The 18,862-nt window shown below is 33.4% G+C and carries 18 protein-coding genes; all 18 read left to right on the top strand.

Annotated features, from left to right (window positions below; all coding sequences use genetic code 11):
* The first annotated feature begins 62 nt into the window (after positions 1-62).
* On the top strand, positions 63-467 hold the full coding sequence (locus tag LI164_RS11940; RefSeq protein WP_227087211.1) for a hypothetical protein: 405 nt from the start codon (positions 63-65) through the stop codon (positions 465-467).
* The gene (locus tag LI164_RS11935; protein ID WP_227087210.1) at positions 464-1,063 is read left to right on the top strand and encodes a hypothetical protein; all 600 of its coding nucleotides are present in this window, start codon (positions 464-466) and stop codon (positions 1,061-1,063) included. Before LI164_RS11940 ends, LI164_RS11935 begins: the two co-directional genes overlap by 4 nt.
* Complete coding sequence (locus LI164_RS11930; protein WP_227087209.1) at positions 1,017-1,421, top strand: hypothetical protein; 405 nt, start codon at positions 1,017-1,019, stop codon at positions 1,419-1,421. Before LI164_RS11935 ends, LI164_RS11930 begins: the two co-directional genes overlap by 47 nt.
* A 121-nt stretch (positions 1,422-1,542) precedes the next feature.
* The gene (locus tag LI164_RS11925) at positions 1,543-3,372 is read left to right on the top strand and encodes a GBS Bsp-like repeat-containing protein (RefSeq protein WP_227087208.1); all 1,830 of its coding nucleotides are present in this window, start codon (positions 1,543-1,545) and stop codon (positions 3,370-3,372) included.
* 4 nt (positions 3,373-3,376) lie between these two features.
* Entirely contained in the window at positions 3,377-3,787 is a 411-nt protein-coding gene (locus tag LI164_RS11920) for a GtrA family protein (protein WP_227087207.1), read from the top strand.
* A 450-nt stretch (positions 3,788-4,237) separates the two neighbouring features.
* Positions 4,238-4,603, top strand: coding sequence for a hypothetical protein (locus LI164_RS11915; RefSeq protein WP_227087206.1), 366 nt, complete (start codon positions 4,238-4,240; stop codon positions 4,601-4,603).
* Positions 4,604-5,080: 477 nt separating this feature from the next.
* Positions 5,081-5,875: a glycosyltransferase gene (locus LI164_RS11910; protein ID WP_227087205.1), complete on the top strand. Its 795-nt coding sequence runs from the start codon at positions 5,081-5,083 to the stop codon at positions 5,873-5,875.
* A gap of 14 nt (positions 5,876-5,889) precedes the next feature.
* Positions 5,890-6,756 carry an NAD(P)-dependent oxidoreductase gene (locus LI164_RS11905; RefSeq protein WP_227087204.1) on the top strand — a complete coding sequence of 289 codons (867 nt, stop codon included), beginning with the start codon at positions 5,890-5,892 and terminating at the stop codon, positions 6,754-6,756.
* On the top strand, positions 6,746-7,792 hold the full coding sequence (locus LI164_RS11900) for an acyltransferase (protein WP_227087203.1): 1,047 nt from the start codon (positions 6,746-6,748) through the stop codon (positions 7,790-7,792). The genes LI164_RS11905 and LI164_RS11900 overlap by 11 nt, the downstream gene beginning before the upstream one ends.
* A gap of 17 nt (positions 7,793-7,809) precedes the next feature.
* Positions 7,810-8,382 carry a D-sedoheptulose 7-phosphate isomerase gene (gmhA, locus tag LI164_RS11895; protein ID WP_227087202.1) on the top strand — a complete coding sequence of 191 codons (573 nt, stop codon included), beginning with the start codon at positions 7,810-7,812 and terminating at the stop codon, positions 8,380-8,382.
* A gap of 20 nt (positions 8,383-8,402) precedes the next feature.
* Complete coding sequence (locus LI164_RS11890; RefSeq protein WP_227087201.1) at positions 8,403-9,629, top strand: glycosyltransferase family 9 protein; 1,227 nt, start codon at positions 8,403-8,405, stop codon at positions 9,627-9,629.
* A 2-nt stretch (positions 9,630-9,631) separates the two neighbouring features.
* Positions 9,632-11,074 (top strand): D-glycero-beta-D-manno-heptose-7-phosphate kinase, encoded by a 1,443-nt coding sequence (gene rfaE1, locus LI164_RS11885; RefSeq protein ID WP_227087200.1) that lies wholly within the window; start codon positions 9,632-9,634, stop codon positions 11,072-11,074.
* A gap of 3 nt (positions 11,075-11,077) precedes the next feature.
* On the top strand, positions 11,078-11,611 hold the full coding sequence (locus LI164_RS11880) for a D-glycero-beta-D-manno-heptose 1,7-bisphosphate 7-phosphatase (protein WP_227087199.1): 534 nt from the start codon (positions 11,078-11,080) through the stop codon (positions 11,609-11,611).
* Positions 11,601-12,863, top strand: coding sequence for a lipopolysaccharide biosynthesis protein (locus tag LI164_RS11875; protein WP_227087198.1), 1,263 nt, complete (start codon positions 11,601-11,603; stop codon positions 12,861-12,863). The genes LI164_RS11880 and LI164_RS11875 overlap by 11 nt, the downstream gene beginning before the upstream one ends.
* A 27-nt stretch (positions 12,864-12,890) precedes the next feature.
* On the top strand, positions 12,891-13,580 hold the full coding sequence (locus LI164_RS11870; RefSeq protein WP_227087197.1) for a glycosyltransferase family 2 protein: 690 nt from the start codon (positions 12,891-12,893) through the stop codon (positions 13,578-13,580).
* A gap of 7 nt (positions 13,581-13,587) precedes the next feature.
* Entirely contained in the window at positions 13,588-13,923 is a 336-nt protein-coding gene (locus LI164_RS11865; protein WP_227087196.1) for a DUF2304 domain-containing protein, read from the top strand.
* 25 nt (positions 13,924-13,948) lie between these two features.
* Positions 13,949-15,859: a DUF2142 domain-containing protein gene (locus tag LI164_RS11860; protein WP_227087195.1), complete on the top strand. Its 1,911-nt coding sequence runs from the start codon at positions 13,949-13,951 to the stop codon at positions 15,857-15,859.
* A 33-nt stretch (positions 15,860-15,892) separates the two neighbouring features.
* On the top strand, positions 15,893-18,862 hold a 2,970-nt coding region (locus LI164_RS11855; RefSeq protein WP_227087194.1), incomplete at its 3' end, for a GBS Bsp-like repeat-containing protein.

Raw genomic sequence — 18,862 nt, 5'->3', positions numbered from 1 at the left:
AGAAAAGATTGTATATAATACATATATAAGAACGGAAATGCGGATAATGAAAGGTGGAAAATATGGCTGAAGTAAAAAATTTTGTGTATTGTTTGGATGCGGATAATTACGAAGGAAAAACCAATATTACAGGTGTGCTTAGAGCTTTAACACCAGAATATATTCCTGGATTGTATTCTTTTTCTATTAGTTTTTCAATATTAGGGTTGGAAGAGGGAGAGTATAAGTTCGGATTTGCGTTTAAAGATCCACAGGGACAAAGTATTTCGTCTATTGAAAATGTTTTGATGAACTGCGAATGGAGTCAGGAAAAAAATCTGCCAGAAAAATATAAAGGTGTAGATATTATATTACGTTTACAGAATATGGATTTAAAAGTACAGGGAGTATATAATACCGAAGTTTGGATTGATGATGAAAAATTGGGTGAATTTCCAATATTTGCAAAAGGGAAAAATGAAAAATGATTAAAATGATAAAAAATGTAGAAAAAGCAAATGAATTTAGGGATAACAAATATATTTTTAATATAAAGAACGACTGTGAACAAAGAAAAAAAGAATCGGGAAGTGTGTTGAAACTTCAGATGGAAAAAGATAAGTGGGAATTTGTTTGCTCGCATAAATCTCAGAAGAAAAACAATGCTGTGATGCTTTTTTATAATAAAGCAAACAACATAATGGTTACGAATCCGACAGTTATAAAAAGTATGAAACGCTTAGAAGATATAGCGAGATTGGGAAATGACTGGAATGGTTATGGGGCAACAAAATTTACAGCTGCTTTAATTTTGAAATGTGAGAAAATTATTGAAAAATTATCATACCAGCCTGAAATATATCCTACTGGAAGAAAAAGTATTCAATTTCAATATGAACTGAATGATAAAAGCTATTTAGAATTTGAAATATATGAAGATAAAATCATGTGTTTAATGGTTCCTAAAAGAGTATATTCTAAAGCGGTGGAAATGCAATTGACAGATTCACAAGAGAAACGAATTGGGGAGATTGTAGATGAATTTTACAGGGGAGAAAGTACAAAAGACGGAACAATTATATAGAGTTGTAAAGCGCTCTCAACCAGACGCATTAAATGCAGAAGGAAAACCTACGTCGGCTTTATTTAAGCAAGACGATGGAGTATCGGTCGATCGAGATGGCGGACGTTTGGAGACTATAATAATTGATAGATTTAAGAAGAGTTTTAATGCTAGATATAAAGGATTAACAAAGGTAGCTGCCAAAGTATGTTTGGAAAATGATATGGCGGTTATACCTGCACCAACAGAAAATCCATATCATGCAGAAATATTTGAAAATGTAGATAAAGAGCCCTTGAGTCAATTAAAGGCTTTGATTTTAGCAGACAATGCTGAAGTAATAGATTATGAACCAAAAGTGAAATGGGTAGGAAAATAACACAATGATATCCAGTGATTGTAAAAAGACATTCACTGGATATGTTTTATTGCGGGAAAATACGGTGTGTGGTATAATCATGGAAGTTTAACAGGTGTTTGTGGAGTAGAAAGAATTTTATATGGAAAAGAATACAAAGGATAAAAAATGGTTAAAAATCACAGGTGCGGTGTGTTCATTTATTGTCATAACAGTAGCTGTTTTAATATGCTTCAGCATAAAATGGATGTTTGATACGTGGACGAATCTTTCGATGGAAGAGCTGGTCTATCATCTGACAGCACCGTTAGAAGGAACGAATGAAGAAATGATCTGGCAGTATGTCAGAGTCTGTGTGGTACCAACCATTTTGATTATGGCTGGGATTAGTGCACTGGTAGTTTTTGGACGTAAGAAAGAAAAACCATACTGGAGAGTCATTGCCGGAGCAGTTGTTATCTCAGTTTTAGCACAGACTTGTTCTGTATATGGAGCGTGGAAAAAACTGGACATAGGCGGCTATATGGCAAATCAGGGAGAAGTATCTACATTTATCGATGATAATTATGTGGATCCAAGAAGTGTGGAGATTACTTTCCCGGAGCAGAAGAGAAATTTGATTTACATTTTCCTTGAATCTATGGAAACAACTTACGCGGATACAGAGAATGGCGGAGCATTTGAGAAAAATGTAATTCCGGAGCTCACAACTCTGGCTCAGGAAAATGAGGATTTTTCCGGAAAAGATGACACGACACTGAATGGTGGATATTCTATGCCGGGAACAACCTGGACTATGGGAGCGATGTTCGGTCAGACTTCTGGTTTGCCACTTAATATTTCGATTGATGGAAATGATATGGACACGCAGGATGATTTCTTCCCGGAGATTATTACAATCGGTGATATCCTGGAAAGCGCAGGATATTCCCAAACATTGATATTAGGCTCTGATGCAACATTTGGTGGAAGAAGAACCTATTTCACTCAGCATGGGAATTATAATATCAAGGATTATAATTATGCAATCGAACAGGGATGGATTCCGGAAGATTACAAAGTATGGTGGGGATATGAGGATCAGAAGTTATTTGATTATGCGAAAGAAGAACTTCAGAATCTCGCTGCAGGCAGCGAACCATTCAATCTGACGCTTCTTACAGTAGATACACATTTTGAAGATGGATATCCGTGTGAGATATGTCCAACTACATATAGGGATAATCAATATGCAAATGTTATGGCATGTTCCAGCAAGCAGGTGGATGAATTCGTAAAATGGATCCAACAGCAGGATTTTTATGAGGATACTACGATTGTAATTTCAGGAGATCACCCGACTATGGACAGTGACTTCTGCGAAGATGTAGATGAGGATTATACAAGAAAAGTGTACACCACATACATCAATGCAGAAGAGGATGCATTATCGTCACGAAGAGTATATACAACATTTGACAATTTTCCTACAACATTAGGAGCGCTTGGCGTTCAGATTGAAGGAGACAGACTGGGACTTGGAACGAATCTTTTTTCCTCTACACAGACACTGGTAGAACGCTATGGAATTGATATGGAAGAGTCCGAGCTTAAAAAGAAATCAGAGCTGATTGACAAGCTGGCAGATATCGATGAGAATAGCGAGGAACTTTTATTAAGACAAGGAAAAGTGCCAACAGGTGAAATAGCAGTCGGAGAGTATGATTATCATACCGCGGCGTTACCGGTTATTGCTTATAATATTGCAAATGATGACAGTATTGCATCTGTGACAGCAGCGGTTTGGCACAACGAAGATCAAAGTGATTTGCAATGGGTGGAGTTACCACAGAACGAAGATGGGACATATTCGACAAATGTGAACATTGCCAATTTTAATTTTGTATTGGGAGAGTATCATATACACGTATATGCTGTAAACACAGATGGACAGCAGTATTTCCTCGGAGAAGGAATAGGAAGTGTGCAATAAAAAGATGAAAAATATAAAACAGTATTTAGACTTGACTTTTTGGAAATTTATTTTAGTTGGAATTATAAACACACTTGTGGGGACAACAGTAATGTTCGTAGCATATAATCTGTGCCATCTGAATTACTGGGTATCGTCAGTATCCAATTATGTTGTGGGCAGTATTGTGAGCTACTTTTTAAATAAATATTTTACCTTTCAGGATAAGAAAAAATCCTGGAGACAGGTGGGGATATTTGTAGTTAATATTACAATCTGCTATTTGCTGGCATATGGATTGGCAAAACCGTTTGTCAACTGGATACTCGCCGGACAAGCGACTGTTGTTCGCGATAATGTTTCTATGCTAGTTGGAATGGGAGCATTTGTAGTGTTCAATTATTTGGGACAGAGAATAGTAGTTTTTAAAAGATGAGTATATAGAGGAAAAAGTGGAAAAGAGTAAACGAATTTATTGGATTGATGGTTTAAAGTGAATTGCCAGTATAATGATATTTGTACATCATTTCTTTGTCGGATTCATGCCGGCCTCCTATTATGGTGTCGGTGCAATGCAGCATGGAAACGATGGTTGGGAAGTATTGCTGAGTCAAAATCCTGCGAGTGTGCTGATAAATGGGAAATTCTGGGTCTGTGTGTTTTGTGTATTGAGTGGACTAGTACAAGGATATAAGATATTTTCAATGGAAGGTTTGGATAGATTGCCGAAAGATATGGTGAAAAGATATTTCAGACTTTCCTTGCCTGTATTTTTTATTTCACTGATTGTGTATTTAATGATGAAGGCGAAATGTTTTATAATGTTCAGGCAAATCAAATTGTACAGTCTCCGTGGCTTGGAACATATTATTCGGAAAAAAAGACGTTGAAAGATGTATTTTATACTTCTTTCATTTCTGTTTGGTTTGTGAGAGAATCTACATTTTCTAATGCATTTTGGATGTTAAAAGAAATTTTTGTGGGTTCATATCTGACATACATTCTTTCAATGATTGGGTATAAGAAAAGAAAAAATGTATTGGTAATTTATGCTGGATTAGGAATTGTATTTTGGATATTACAGAGTTATATGTTAGCATTTGTTGCAGGGGTAATTATTGCATATATTATTGCAAATACAGAAAAAATTAAAGTATCAGCCAATCATTGGAGGACTGGAAATACTTGTAGGCTGCTTTTTGGGTGGATATCCAACAGGGGTAGTACCAACAAATATTTATCGTTTGTTTAGTTTTCAAAGTTATGTCATCTGGCATATATTGGGAGTTTCTTTCTTGGTTTTGGGAATATATCATTGCAGAATCGTACAAAAAATATTAGGTATGAAAAAATTCTTAGTATTAGGAGAAAACTCATTTGCAATATATCTTGTACATATTCCGATTTTATTTAGCTTTTCTTCATGGGCATTTGTGAAGATTTATGAAAGACTGAACAGATATCAGTTCAGCGTAATGCTAGTGTTTATAATGTCATTATTGGTGGTATTTGTAGGAGCATATTTGTATCATAACATAATTGAAAAAATATGTGGAAAGATAGAATATAAGATAATTGAACAAGTGTAACAGATAAAATGATATTAAATATTTAAAACTTAATAAATGGTCTCTTTAATTTATTTATAGTAAAATATGAAGAAATTTGACTTTTGTTGTTGTAACTAATATAATAAATTAGTTAAAGTAAACAGAGAAAGGTGTAAGAAATGTATACAGCAGAAAATCACACATTTGTAATATGTGCATATAAAGAAAATCCATATTTGGAGAATACCGTAAAAACATTGTTGAATCAGACTGTCAAAAGCAAAATTATATTGTCTACATCAACACCAAATGATCACATAAGAGGTGTGTGTGAAAAATACAAAATACCAATTGTAGTTAATCCAACTCCTCATTTAGCAGGAGATGATTGGAACTATGGATATAATCAGGCGAATACAGAATTGGTAACTATTGTTCATCAAGATGATTTGTACGCAAAAGAATTTTTGGAGCAATCATTGAATGCGCTGAACAATGCAAAAAATCCGTTATTTTGCTTTACAGATTACTGTGAATTGAAACAAGGAAAAAAAGTGGAAAATAATCTTCTTTTGAACATAAAAAGACTTATGAATACACCGTTAAGATTTAATTCTATAAATGAAAAAAAATGGATTCGAAAAAGATTATTAGGTCTTGGCTGTGCAATTTGTTGTCCGGCAGTAACGTATGTGAAAGAACGTTTAGGAGATTCAATATTTGATACGACTTACAAGAATAGTTGTGATTACAAAACTTGGGTTGATCTTGCAGAGCGAGATGGAAGTTTTGTATATGTTCCTAAAAAGTTGTTACTGCATAGGATTTACGCAGAGTCAGCAACAACACTAAATTTGAGTGAAAATATAAGAAAAGCTGAAGATCAGGAAATTTTGTCTACATTATGGCCAAAACCGATTGCAAGTATGATAAATAATGTATATGCATTAAGTGAGAAAAGCAATAAAATATAGATGAGGAGTTTTATATGAAAAAGGTGTTAGTAACAGGAGCTGCCGGATATATAGGAAGACATGTTGTGAATGAATTACTGCAAAAAAAGCAGAAAGTCATAGTGACAGATTTAGATATGTCTTGCTTTGGTGATGAAGTTGAAAAAATAAGTGTGAATCTTTTCGAAAAAAATGAAAATATTTATGAAGAATTAGGAAAACCAGATGTATGTATTCATTTGGCCTGGAAGGATGGATTTTCACATAAATCACATGCACATATGGGCAATTTGTCAGGACATTATGAGTTTATAAAAAATATGCTTGCTGGTGGATTACCTCAAATAGTAATCATGGGATCTATGCATGAAGTCGGTTATTGGGAAGGCGCTGTAACAGAGGATACACCAACTAATCCATTATCATATTATGGGGTTGCAAAAAATGCATTAAGAGAAGCTGCGAGAGAGTTATGCAAGGAATATAATGCAGTTTATCAATGGACAAGAGCGTATTATATTCTTGGTGATGATTTGAAAAATCATTCTATTTTTTCGAAATTGATTGAAGCTGAGGAAAATGGGCAAGAATATTTTCCATTTACAAGCGGAAAAAATAAATATGATTTTATGGATATTGATGAATTAGCAGAGCAGATTGTATTAACTGCATTACAAACAGAAATAGATGGTGTGATTAACTGTTGCTCTGGTATACCGATGAGTCTTGGAGACAAAGTTGAAGAATTTATTAAAAGTCATGACTTTAAAATTAAATTGAAATATGGGGCGTTTCCAGATCGCCCATATGATTCTCCAGGAATTTGGGGAGATAATACGAAAATAAATAAAATAATAAAAAATTATCGCAGTACTAAGGGAGAAAGAACGGGTGAGTACTAAATTAAGCAAAGCACATGGAATGAGTCATAATTTACATTTTTTAAGATTTGTAGCAGCAATTTTAGTGATTATGAGTCATTCTTTCGTGCTGTCTACGGGGGATTTTGAAAAAGAGTGGTTTTACCGAGGCTCTGGTGGACAAATTACAATGGGCGCATTTGCTGTTGCAATATTTTTCCTATATTCAGGATTTCTTATAGCCAGAAGTTTTAGAAAAAAAACTACAGTAAAAGAGTTCTTGATGGGAAGATGCGTTAGAATATTTCCGGTTTTGATAGTTACAGTTATATTATCAATTGGAGTATTGGGACCGCTATTTACAGGATTTTCATTAAAAGAATATTTCAGTAACGCTCAGACATATAAGTATATGTTGAATTCAATTTTTTTATTACAACATAATCTGCCGGGTGTTTTTGAACAGAATGTATATGCAGCTACTATAAATGGAGCGTTATGGACGTTACCTGTTGAATTTTTTTGCTATATATTATGTCTGATCTTATATAAAACAGGATTGCTTCAGAAAGAGAAAATGTGGATTACAATACCTATTGTTACAGGTGGAAGTATTGGAATATGTATAGTTGCTTCGAAAACAGGAATAGAAATGTTAACGACGGTTCTTTTCCCAATGATATGCTTTTATATGGGAATATTATATGAAGTGTATAAAGAAATGATTATATTAGATTCAAAAATATTTGTAGCCTCAATAGTAGTCTTTGGTATGGCTTCAGTTTGTGGATTTTTGAAAGTAGGATTTGTTTTATTCTTAAATTACAGTTTGATTTATTTTGCTTTCGGCTGCAAAGATATGTGTAAGCGAGTATGGAAAAGTGGAAATTGGTCATATGCCATGTATTTATGTGGTTTTCCGATTCAACAGGCAATTATATCAATATGTGGTGGTGAGATGAACCCATATATAAATATTTTAATATCCATACCAATTATCATAGTAGTATCAATAATATTGTATGGATTTGTGGAAAAGAAAGTAACGGAATTGTACAAGATAAAAGGAAATAAATAAAAGGAGAACTAGAGATTATGGAAAAATATATACAGCAGGTAATAGATGAAGAAAAAGAGTGTTTAAATAAATTTGAACAAGAAGAAAATAAAAAGACATTAGCTCAAATATCCGAAAAAGTTGTAGAAACTTTAAAAAATGGTCATAAAATTTTGATAGCAGGTAATGGTGGGTCGGCAGCAGATGCACAACATTTTGCGGCTGAAATTGTAGGAAGATTTACAACAGAAAGACAGGCTCTTCCAGCATTAGCTTTGACAACAGACACTTCTATACTAACAAGTGTTGGAAATGATTATGCATTTGATAAAATTTTTTCCAGACAAGTAGAGGGGCTTGGTGCAGAGGGAGATTTGTTTATTGGAATTTCTACAAGTGGAAATTCTGGGAACATCATAGAGGCAATTAAGGCGGCGCAGAAAAAAAGAATTTATACAGTAGGAATGCTTGGAAAAGATGGTGGTAAAATAAAATCTATGTGCGATAATTCGATTGTAGTTCCATCTAATGTGACAGCAAGAATACAGGAAATTCATGGTATGTGTATTCATATAATGTGCGCATTTGTTGATCAGGCTTATGATAATTAATAAAACTTTGGAGAAGTGTTATGAAAAATAATTCATATAATGTATCTGGAAAATTTTTAAAAGCAAATCAAATGTTGTGGAAAATGTCCTTTTTACAAAAAGGAAGAATGTTGTTCTATTTTATAGATAAAATCCTTTTACTGGGAACTGCAAAAAGAGCAAAAAAGGAACAATACAAATGCAACAGCAATAGAAAAAAAGTATTGATTGTATATAACATGGCTCTGGGTGATGGGATCATGTTTTTGGGGGTGGCAGACCATTTTAGAAAGCTATATCCTAAAGAACAGTACGAATTAACTATCGCATGCCAGACAGCGTTTAAGTCATTATATGAAGAAACAGGATTGTTTGATTATGTGTTACCGTTTGATTTTGCAGGTTCTATTGTTAATCTGAAAAATCGCAGAAATTTATTAAAAAAAATAAGAGAAAAACAGTATGATATTGTAATTGACCCGGTTGGTTGTGATAATTGTACTACCAATGTTTTTGTAACAAATGCTGTTATAGCTAAAGAAAAAATAGGAGTATTAGATTGCACACTTCCACATGTTCAAAGTCCAAAGTGGATGTTAAAAAATATATATACAAAAATTATTAAATTACATGAAAAAGATGCGCATTTAATAGAGTTTTATTCGGAGTTTATAAGAATGCTGGGAGATAATACTTGCGAAGCACACCCTGCTAAATTCTCCCAAATTACATTGCCATTCGAAACACCAGAAAGATTTTTTATAATATTTCCTACGGCAAGTATGGCAGTGAAAAGATGGCCGTTAAGCCGATATGCATATTTAGCAAAAAAGATACAGAAAGAAACAGGAATGCCATTAGTTGTATGTGGTACCAATCACGATAAGTCGACAATAGATCAATTCTTGAAACTAGTGCCAGATCTTGAAGTAATAGATTATATTGGAAAAACAAGTATAAGAGAGTTTATAGAACTGATAGGAAGAGCAGAAATGGTTTTGACTAATGATACAAGTGCTTATCATATAGCGGTTGCAAAGCAATGTAAAGTTGCTCTTATTTGTGGTGGATATACATATACGAGATATGCTCATTATGATTATGAGAGCAAAGGGTATAGGAATCCGGTTCTTATATGTGAAAAAATGAAATGCTATGATTGTAATAATTATTGCAAATATAATAATCGAGATATATTTCCGTGCATTGAAGCTATTACAGAAGAAAAAGCATGGAATGTTGTTAAAACTATGATTGAGAAGAGGTAAATATGAACGTAGAATTGTTGCACAATGTGAAAAAATTAAGAGTTTTGGTAATTGGAGATTTCATGATAGATAAATATATTGAAGGATCCGTATCGAGAATATCACCTGAAGCACCAGTTCCGGTTTTGGCTGTAAAAAATAAAATCAGCAAGTTGGGTGGGGCTGGAAATGTAGTGAATAATCTAGCTATGCTAGGTGCAAGTATCAGAGTTGCTGGCTGTATTGGAACAGATATAGATGGAATCTGGTTAAAAGAAGAGTTGTCTAGACGAAATATAGATACCAGTTATTTGAGACAGGAAGATAATACTCAGACAATTGTTAAAACGAGACTGGTTTCTAAAAAGCAACAATTTTTAAGATATGATGAAGAAACGATACAGGATGTTTCGGATACTTTTGTTGAGTTTATAATTGCTAATATAGAAGATGTTTTCAAAAAAATAGATGTATTGATAATTTCAGATTATGGAAAAGGAACTATACGTGAGGATCTTGCACAGGTTTTAATAGGATATGCGAATAAAAATAATATTATAAGTATTGTAGATCCGAAGGGCAAAGATTATAAAAAGTATAGTAATGCTACCGTATGCACTCCAAATCTGAATGAATTACGAGTTGTTACTGGAGAAAAAATTGAAACAGAAGAAGAAATTAGTATATATGGAAAACAATTAAGAGAAACAATAAAACTAAAAAATTTAATGATTACAAGATCTGAAAAGGGAATTTCGATTATTACAGAGAAAAATGAAAAGAAAGATTTTCCTGCCGTGGAAAAAGAAGTAATTGATGTCAGTGGGGCAGGTGACACAGTTGTTTCAGCATTAGCAGTATGTATGGGAGTTGGATATTCTATTGATGATAGTTGTATAATTGCAAATATTGCGGCGTCTATTGTTTGTTCTAAATTTGGAACGTCTACAGTATCGTTAAATGAACTTATTGGTGGAATTGTTTCTAGCGGTGAATTTAAAGAAGTTGATGTACAAGTAGCAAAATATATTACATTGGGATTAAAAGAACAAGGGAAAAAAGTGGTTTTCACAAACGGTTGTTTTGATCTGATCCATGCAGGACATATTTCGTCTTTTTTACAGGCTAAAAAATATGGTGATATTTTAATTGTTGCTGTCAATAGTGATTCATCAGTAAAAAAAATAAAGGGTGATAAAAGACCTATTGTTGGACAGAAAAATCGTGTGAAAATGTTATGCGGTTTAGAATGTGTAGACTATGTTATAGTAATGGAAGATACAACCCCAGAGAGAATTTTGAATATATTACAACCAGATATTGTTGTGAAAGGGAAAGATTGGGAAGGCAAAGAAATGCCAGAAAGAAAAATTATTGATTCCTATGGTGGAACTATGAAATTTATTGATTTGGAACAAGGACTTTCGACTACTAACATTATTAAGAAAATATCAGAGGTTTATTAATAAATGAATGGAAAAATAAAAGCTGTTTTTCTTGATCGAGATGGAACTATTAATGTTGATTATGGCTATGTATATCAAAAAGATAAATTGAAATTTATTCCAGGAGTATTAGAAGGATTAAAAAAGTTACAAGAAGCAGGTTTTAAGTTGTTTATAGTGACTAATCAATCGGGAATTGCGAGAGGTTACTATTCAGTAGAACAGATGAATGAATTTCATGAATATATGACAGAAAAACTTAAAGTAGAAGGGATAGTAATCGAAAAAATTTATTATTGTCCACATTTATCAGGGTGCGACTGTAGAAAACCTAAGTTGAAATTATTTTATCAAGCTGTAGAGGAATATAATATTGATCTTTCAAAATCATATGCGATTGGAGATCGAATGAGAGACTTGGCATTGTGCAATGTTGAACCTGTAGGGGGATATTTGATAGGAAATGAAGAAAGTGTATTGGTAACATCCCCGATAGTAGTATGCGACAATTTGTTACAAGCAGCAGAAGATATTGTGAGAAAAGAACATGATAAATAAAGTACTAAAAACAAGAATTATAGAAAAACAACCCACTGACAGACAAAATTTTTTGTGGAATATGATAGGAAGTGGAATATATTCTGCATCGTCAATGTTGTTGTCGTTGATTGTTATAAAGATTATAGGAGCTGATTCAGGTGGTGTCTTTTCGATTGCATTGACAATTAGCCAAATGTTAGTTTATATAGCATATTTTGAGATGCGAACATATTTAGTCACAGATGCAAATGATGAGTTTAAGTTTGAAGAATATCATACGACAAAAATATTGTTGTGTATATTGATGCTTGGAATTAGTATTTTGTATACAGTGATTAAAGGATATGGAAATGAGAAGGCTGTTATTGTAATTTTAGTATGTTATTCGAGATTTCTAGATGGATATGCAGATGTCTATGAAGCACAATTTCAAAAAATAGGTCGTTTGGATATTGCGGGAAAATCATTGACGTATAGAACAAGTGTATATTTTGTCGTTTTAGTGGGCATGTTGATCTGCAGTAAAGACATAATTATTTCTTTGATAATTGCGAATATCTTTGGAATGATAGGTGTTTGGATATGCAACATAAAAATCATGCATATGATAGAACCGATACACTTGAGTTTTGACATGGTTAAAGTGAAAAAAATAGTGGGAAAATGTTTTCCATTATTTATAGGGGTATTTTGCTGGACATATATATTGAGTGCTTCGAGAATGGCAATAGATGGGAATATGAGTAGCAATTATCAGTCATATTATCAGATTATATTTATGCCAGTCTCAGTAATTAATTTGTTTGCTGGTTTTGTTTTAAGACCGTTGCTTCCACAAATGGCAGAAGATTATGCGAAAAAAGAATTAAAAAAATTCAAAAACGTTATTTTAAAAATACTGGCAGGAATAACTGGAATAACAGTTGTGTGTATGGCAGGAGCATGGTTGTTAGGAATACCGGTGTTGTCGATTCTTTCAGGATGTGATTTGAAAGAATATAAGGGAGTATTAGTATTTTTATTATTTGCAGGAGGAATAAATTCTGTATCATTTACATTATATTACGTTTTAACAGTTATGCGAAAAATGCGAAGTATTTTAATAGGTTATGCTGGAGCTGCTCTGTTTGCGTTTGTGATATCAAGTCCGTTGGTACGACTGAATGGAATAAATGGGGCTGCATTTAGCTTTTTTGCAACAGTTGTATTGCTGTGCATATTGTTTTGTGTTTCAATTTTCGGTGAAGTAATTAGAATGAAAAATAGATAATAAAGGTAAAGGGTAATGGTAAACAATATGAAAAAATTGGTAATTATACCAGCGTATAATGAAAGTGAAAGTATTGAAAAAACAGTAAATGAAATAAAAACGAAGGCAAAAGGATTTGATTATGTAGTTATCAATGATTGTTCGACTGATAATACAAAAGAGATTTGCGAAAATAATGGATTTAATATAATAAATCTTCCGATTAATTTGGGAATAGGTGGAGCAGTACAAACGGGATATCGTTATGGATACAATGAGGGATATGATATAGCTGTTCAGGTCGATGGAGATGGACAACATAATCCAGAATTTCTGGTGAAAATGGCAGATTATTTAGAACAAGAAAATGCGGATATGGTCATTGGATCACGATTCATAGAAAAAGAAGGATTTCAGTCTTCGGGAACAAGGCGGATTGGAATTAAGTATTTTACTATTTTGATTAAGCTTTTAACAGGAAAAACGATTACTGATCCAACATCAGGACTTAGAATGGTTAACAGAGATGTGATGAAAATTTTTGCATATGACTATCCTAAAGATTATCCTGAACCGGAAAGCGTGGTAGCAATTTTAAGAAAAAAGAAAAAAGTTGAAGAAATTCCGGTAATAATGAGAGCACGTAATGGGGGAGTGTCTTCAATTTCCTTAAAAAAATCTGTTTATTATATGATAAAGGTTACATTGGCGATTTTAATCGAAAGAATCAGAAAGTAGGTTTATAATGAATATTAGAATACAAATTATTATTGCAATACTAATTATTGTTGCTTTGACAGTAATTGTAAATATGATTCGAAAAAAAGGACTGGAATTAAGGTATGCTTTATCTTGGTTGATTGTGGGAGTTGGGGTATTAATATTAGATATCTTTCCACAGTTAATAGAATGGATAGCGCACACTATGGGAATTGTAAGTCCGATAAATATGTTATTTTTTGTGGGATTTTGTTTTTCACTTTGTATTATTTTTGTATTAACAGTGGCTGTGTCAAGGATGTCGATAAGAATAAAAGAATTAGCGCAGGAATTAGCATTATACAAGAAGGAAGAAGAATAATTTTAAAATAAAAAGGAAAGTGCATATGGCTGATAAAGTAAAAAAGATTTTTCCAAGGTTAATATTTTTAATTTGTGTATGTTTAGTTGTCGAAATATTATGTAATATAAAAGTAATGACATTGGACAAAAAAGAGAGCGGAGAACATATCATAACAGAGGCGGTATCAGAAAAAGAAGGCTTTGAAAAGAAAGAAGAGGGGTATGAATTAGAAGAATCAACAGGGACTATAAAATGGGAACTTAATGATAGATATGTTGATAAATTTATATACTATTTTAAAAGTACGAAGGAATTAATGTCGACACAAATAAGAGTTGGATATAAAAATGGATTTGGCAAAGAAGAGATAATGGAGATTAATGATGCTAATCCACAGGTGTTGTCAACAAAGTCGGTAGTTAATATTAATAAAAATGTATCGTGGATTACGTTAACGATTAATAAAGAACGTGATGATGAAGAATTTCAAATATTAGCGGCAAAAATAAAAAATAATGTATTGATTAATCCATTAAGAATTTTAATGACATTATTAATTGGAATATTATTTGTTACAGCATGGGATTCTCGGAAAGCCTCCCGAATAAGAATAGAAGTAGGATTTGCATTAATTGCTAGTGTGGCAGGTATAATTATGGCAATATCTTTGCCAACGAATAAGGTTGGTTGGGACGAGGAAACACATTTTAAATGGGCATATGAAATATCAGTGTGGCCGGGAGGAGAAATGGTATCTTCGCAACCGGCGGGACAAATGGCTGTTACAACATATAATTGGCCTTATAATCAGCCAGAAACTTATGAAGAAAAAGTGGAATTGAACAATACATTGGATGACATGTATAGTAATGGTGATCATGCAGTACCTGTTGCTGGTAGATTACACAAAATGTATTTTACGGGGTTGGTTTATCAAGCGATAGGTATAAAATTAGCAAGGGGAATAGGATTGCCATTTCATTACATGTTTTTAGCTGGTAGATTGGCTGGATTAGTAATGTATATTACAATTATGAGTCTAGCAATTTATTTTATACCAATTGGAAAAAAATGCTTGGCATTTATAGGAGTAATGCCTACTTCTTTATTTATAGCTATTTGCTATTCATATGATACGGCTGTAATGGCATTTATATCGTTAGGAATAGCATTGTTGTTACGTGAATGGTTAGACAAAGAAAAAGAGAATATAGAATTAAAAAATATGTTTATTGCGTATTGTTGCTTGGCATGGGGAACATTACCAAAAGCAATATATGCTCCAATAGCTCTGATTGGATATGCCATACCAGAAGAAAGATTTAAAAATAAAAAGCAGGCAAGAATATTTAAAATTTGTATAACGTTGTTATTTATAATGCTTATGGCAAGTTTTATAATACCTCAATTATTGAATCCAGGAGCGAGAACTGATGCAAGAGTACAAGGTACAGATGGAGCGAGCCAAATGGGAATGATTATAGGTCATGTTTTTGTTTACGCAAAGGTATTGCTGAAAAATGTTTGGGATTCATTAGGTTCATATACTATTGGAGAAGGAACATATTTATTAATGGGGCATTTGGAAATGAGTGGTTATAAATATTTAATTCCAATTATGGCTGTTTTGGTAATAGTTACAGATCAGATATACGACAATGTATATGAAATAAATATGAAGCAAAAAATTTGGCTTTCTGTTTTGATTATGGGTATGGTTGCGATGATTTGGACAGCTTTATATATCTCCTTTAATGAAATAGGGGCTACGTCAATACAAGGTGTTCAAGGTAGATATTATCATCCATTGCTTATATTATTATATATTGTTTTAGGTGGAAGGTATATAACTGTCAATATTGAAAAAAGGAAATTTGATTATCTTTTTTTAGTAATGTGCGCAATTATAACTTGCACTACTGCAGAAAAAGTATTTGTTACATTTTGTGTATAGGGTATGTGTAATTCAGAACTAGAGGAGGAGAAAATGAAAAACAAGTGGAAGAAAGTGTTGGCTTCGTTTATGTGCGGTTTACTAGTGCTTGGAATTGTACCAATACAGAGTACATATGCGGCAACAGATTCAAGTGTCAGTAGTATTAAGGATTCAATCAGTGATAATGAGACTTTGGATAGTCAAGATGTCGAAAATGTTGAACAGGCAGATGAATCAACAGATGCCCAGACAAATCAAGATTTGACTGAAGAAACAGAAAAAAGTACGGATGCAAAGATAAATTATCTGTATGTTGAAAGTCCGTATTTAGAAACACCGGCACAGGAAAATATAGTATTATCAATTGGTGATGGTACACAAAATGTGTTAAATGTACGTTTGATTTATAGTGATGAAAATGGTGTTAGTGAAGAATGGGGGTGTAGTGAACAAAAAGAAGAAACTTTTCTTTTTAAAAAAAGTTTTGAAGGTTCAGAACAAAATTCTTATCAGATTGTTTCAGTAAAATATAATGAGAATGGTGAAGAAAAGGAAGAAAATTTGGCATCTATAGGGATAGATGCCCAGTTCGGAGTAAATAAGACATATGAAGGATATCAACCATATGAATCAAGTGAAGAAGATGTATCTGATTCAGAAGTTGAGGCATCAATTGTTACGATTGATGGAGATACAAGTGTTGAAGAAGCTGCACAGGATGTAACAGAAACGTTGGTAGATACACAAACATTAGTTGATGGTATTGCGGTTCAAAGTGGAATAGAAGAGAATGCTTCAAGAAACAAAGATTTGGTAGTTGTGATTGATCCTGGACATGGAGGAAAAGATTCGGGAGCAACTGCAAACGGATTATATGAAAAGAATCTTACACTTTCAATTGCTAAATATTGCAGGGAAGAATTAGAAAAGTATGCTGGCGTGAAAGTATATATGACGCGAGAAAGTGATACGTATCCAACTTTAACAGAACGTGTAGAATTAGCAAAAAACTGGGGCGCAGATGTATTGGTGAGTATCCATATCAATTCGGCAGATGCAACTGGAGCTAACGGTGCTGAAGTCTGGTATCCAAATAGTAATTACAATGCAGAAATTCATAATGAGGGACAGGCATTAGCAGGAAAAATTCAAAAGGAATTAGTAGCACTGGGGTTAACTGATAGAAAAATTACAACAGGTAATTCAAAGGATTATAAATATCCAGATGGTTCAGTAGCAGATTCGTTAAGTATAATACGAAACAGCAAGTTGAATGGATTTCCGGGAATAATTGTTGAACATGCCTTTATTAGTAATCCAAGTGATGCAGCAAAATTAAAGCAGGATAGTTTCTTGAAACAACTTGGAATTGCGGATGCAACTGGAATTGCTAATACATATGGGTTGATAAAAAAGACGGCTCTGAATTTGCAAGTTAGTAATAAAAATGATTTTGTTGGTACAGCTAATATTCAAGTAAGTGGTATTGGAACAAATGGGAAAATAGTAGTCTCTAATGAAAATGGAACAACACGCCAGTATAGTGTCTCGACAGGAAGCACAACAGTAGCATTTGATATTAAAGATTTTAATAATGAAAGAGGAACATATAAAGTACAGGCATATACGGCAACTGGTGAATTAAAGAAAGAAATTACCTTTTATGTTTCAAAAGATGTATCAAGAACGATAAGTGCGACTTCTGTAGATGATAAAGATATGGAAGTTTTGTTAAAAACTAAATTTGCAGATATGCCTGCAGAAGTAGTTGCAGTGAACTTTGCTGTTTGGAGTGTGGAAAATGGACAGGATGATATTATTTGGTATAATGGAAGCCAAAAAACATCAGGGGAGTGGACTGCAACAGCAAATATTCAGAAGCACAAGACAGCAGGGGATTATAATGTGCATGTATATGCAACATTATCAGATGGTACACAACTATTTTTGGATAGTACAAATTTTGAAATCGAAAACCCGACAGTATCAGCTAGTATAAGCAATTATGATAAGGATTTAGGGACATTTGATATAATTATAAAAGCAAATTCGAAGTCTGGAATAAAATCAATTAAAGTGCCGGTATGGTGTGCGGCAGATCAAAGTGATATAAAAGAATATTATGCAGAAAAGCAAAATGACGGAACATATAAAGTACATGTTAGTGTAGCAAATCATAAGTATGCAGTAGGAACCTATACTGCACATGTATATATGACAGCAGGAAATGGCTTGACAGGATTTTGCGGAGCTGGACATCAAGATGTAGTAATGCCAGAGGTTAAAATTAGTGCTACGAATAGTGATGACAAGGAAATTTTGTATAATTTGAAAGCGGCAAATACAGGATTGTTAGGAAATGTTCGTGCTGTGCAGTTTGCAACATGGAGTGCGGAAGGCGGACAAGATGACATCATCTGGTATGGAGGAAGCCGGAATAGTGCAGGAGAATGGACAGCAACAGCAGATATCCGAAAGCATAAGACGGCAGGAACATACAATGTGCATGTATATGCAACGATGACAGATGGAAGTATGAGATTTTTGGGTTCAACAACATTTGAAGTGAGCAGTCCGAAAGTGACAGCGGAAATCCGTAACTATGATGAAGGAAAAGGAACATTCGATGTTGTAGTGACACCGGAGAGTAAGAGTGGAATTCAAATAATACAGGTGCCGGTATGGTGTGCGGGCAACCAAAGCGATATTAACTGGTATACGGCAGAGAAACAGAGTGATGGAACGTATGTAACGCATGTAAGTATGTCAAACCATAAGTATGCAGTAGGAAGCTATAAAGTGCATGTATACATGACCTGTGAAAATGGATTGAAGGGATTTGTAGTAGCAGGGCAGCAAGAAGTTACAATGCCGAAAGTAAGTATTAGTGCCACTAATAGTGATGGAAAAGAGATTCTGTATAATTTAAAAGTATCAAATGCAGGATTAATGGGAAGCGTTCGTAATGTGCAGTTTGCAACATGGAGTGCGGAAGGCGGACAAGATGACATCATCTGGTAT

Origin of the sequence: Dorea sp. 210702-DFI.3.125 (assembly GCF_020560945.1) — a bacterium.
GTDB lineage: Bacteria > Bacillota > Clostridia > Lachnospirales > Lachnospiraceae > Dorea > Dorea formicigenerans.
Note: the sequence above shows the minus strand (reverse complement) of the source record. Positions and strands in the feature narration are given on the sequence as shown.

Coding starts and splice junctions, on each gene's coding strand:
- LI164_RS11940 (WP_227087211.1), top strand. CDS start 63: ATGGCTGAAGTAAAAAATTTTGTGTATTGTTTGGATGCGGATAATTAC.
- LI164_RS11910 (WP_227087205.1), top strand. CDS start 5,081: ATGTATACAGCAGAAAATCACACATTTGTAATATGTGCATATAAAGAA.
- LI164_RS11905 (WP_227087204.1), top strand. CDS start 5,890: ATGAAAAAGGTGTTAGTAACAGGAGCTGCCGGATATATAGGAAGACAT.
- gmhA (WP_227087202.1), top strand. CDS start 7,810: ATGGAAAAATATATACAGCAGGTAATAGATGAAGAAAAAGAGTGTTTA.
- LI164_RS11930 (WP_227087209.1), top strand. CDS start 1,017: ATGAATTTTACAGGGGAGAAAGTACAAAAGACGGAACAATTATATAGA.
- rfaE1 (WP_227087200.1), top strand. CDS start 9,632: ATGAACGTAGAATTGTTGCACAATGTGAAAAAATTAAGAGTTTTGGTA.
- LI164_RS11935 (WP_227087210.1), top strand. CDS start 464: ATGATTAAAATGATAAAAAATGTAGAAAAAGCAAATGAATTTAGGGAT.
- LI164_RS11875 (WP_227087198.1), top strand. CDS start 11,601: ATGATAAATAAAGTACTAAAAACAAGAATTATAGAAAAACAACCCACT.
- LI164_RS11890 (WP_227087201.1), top strand. CDS start 8,403: ATGAAAAATAATTCATATAATGTATCTGGAAAATTTTTAAAAGCAAAT.
- LI164_RS11925 (WP_227087208.1), top strand. CDS start 1,543: ATGGAAAAGAATACAAAGGATAAAAAATGGTTAAAAATCACAGGTGCG.
- LI164_RS11870 (WP_227087197.1), top strand. CDS start 12,891: ATGAAAAAATTGGTAATTATACCAGCGTATAATGAAAGTGAAAGTATT.
- LI164_RS11920 (WP_227087207.1), top strand. CDS start 3,377: ATGAAAAATATAAAACAGTATTTAGACTTGACTTTTTGGAAATTTATT.
- LI164_RS11860 (WP_227087195.1), top strand. CDS start 13,949: ATGGCTGATAAAGTAAAAAAGATTTTTCCAAGGTTAATATTTTTAATT.
- LI164_RS11865 (WP_227087196.1), top strand. CDS start 13,588: ATGAATATTAGAATACAAATTATTATTGCAATACTAATTATTGTTGCT.
- LI164_RS11880 (WP_227087199.1), top strand. CDS start 11,078: ATGAATGGAAAAATAAAAGCTGTTTTTCTTGATCGAGATGGAACTATT.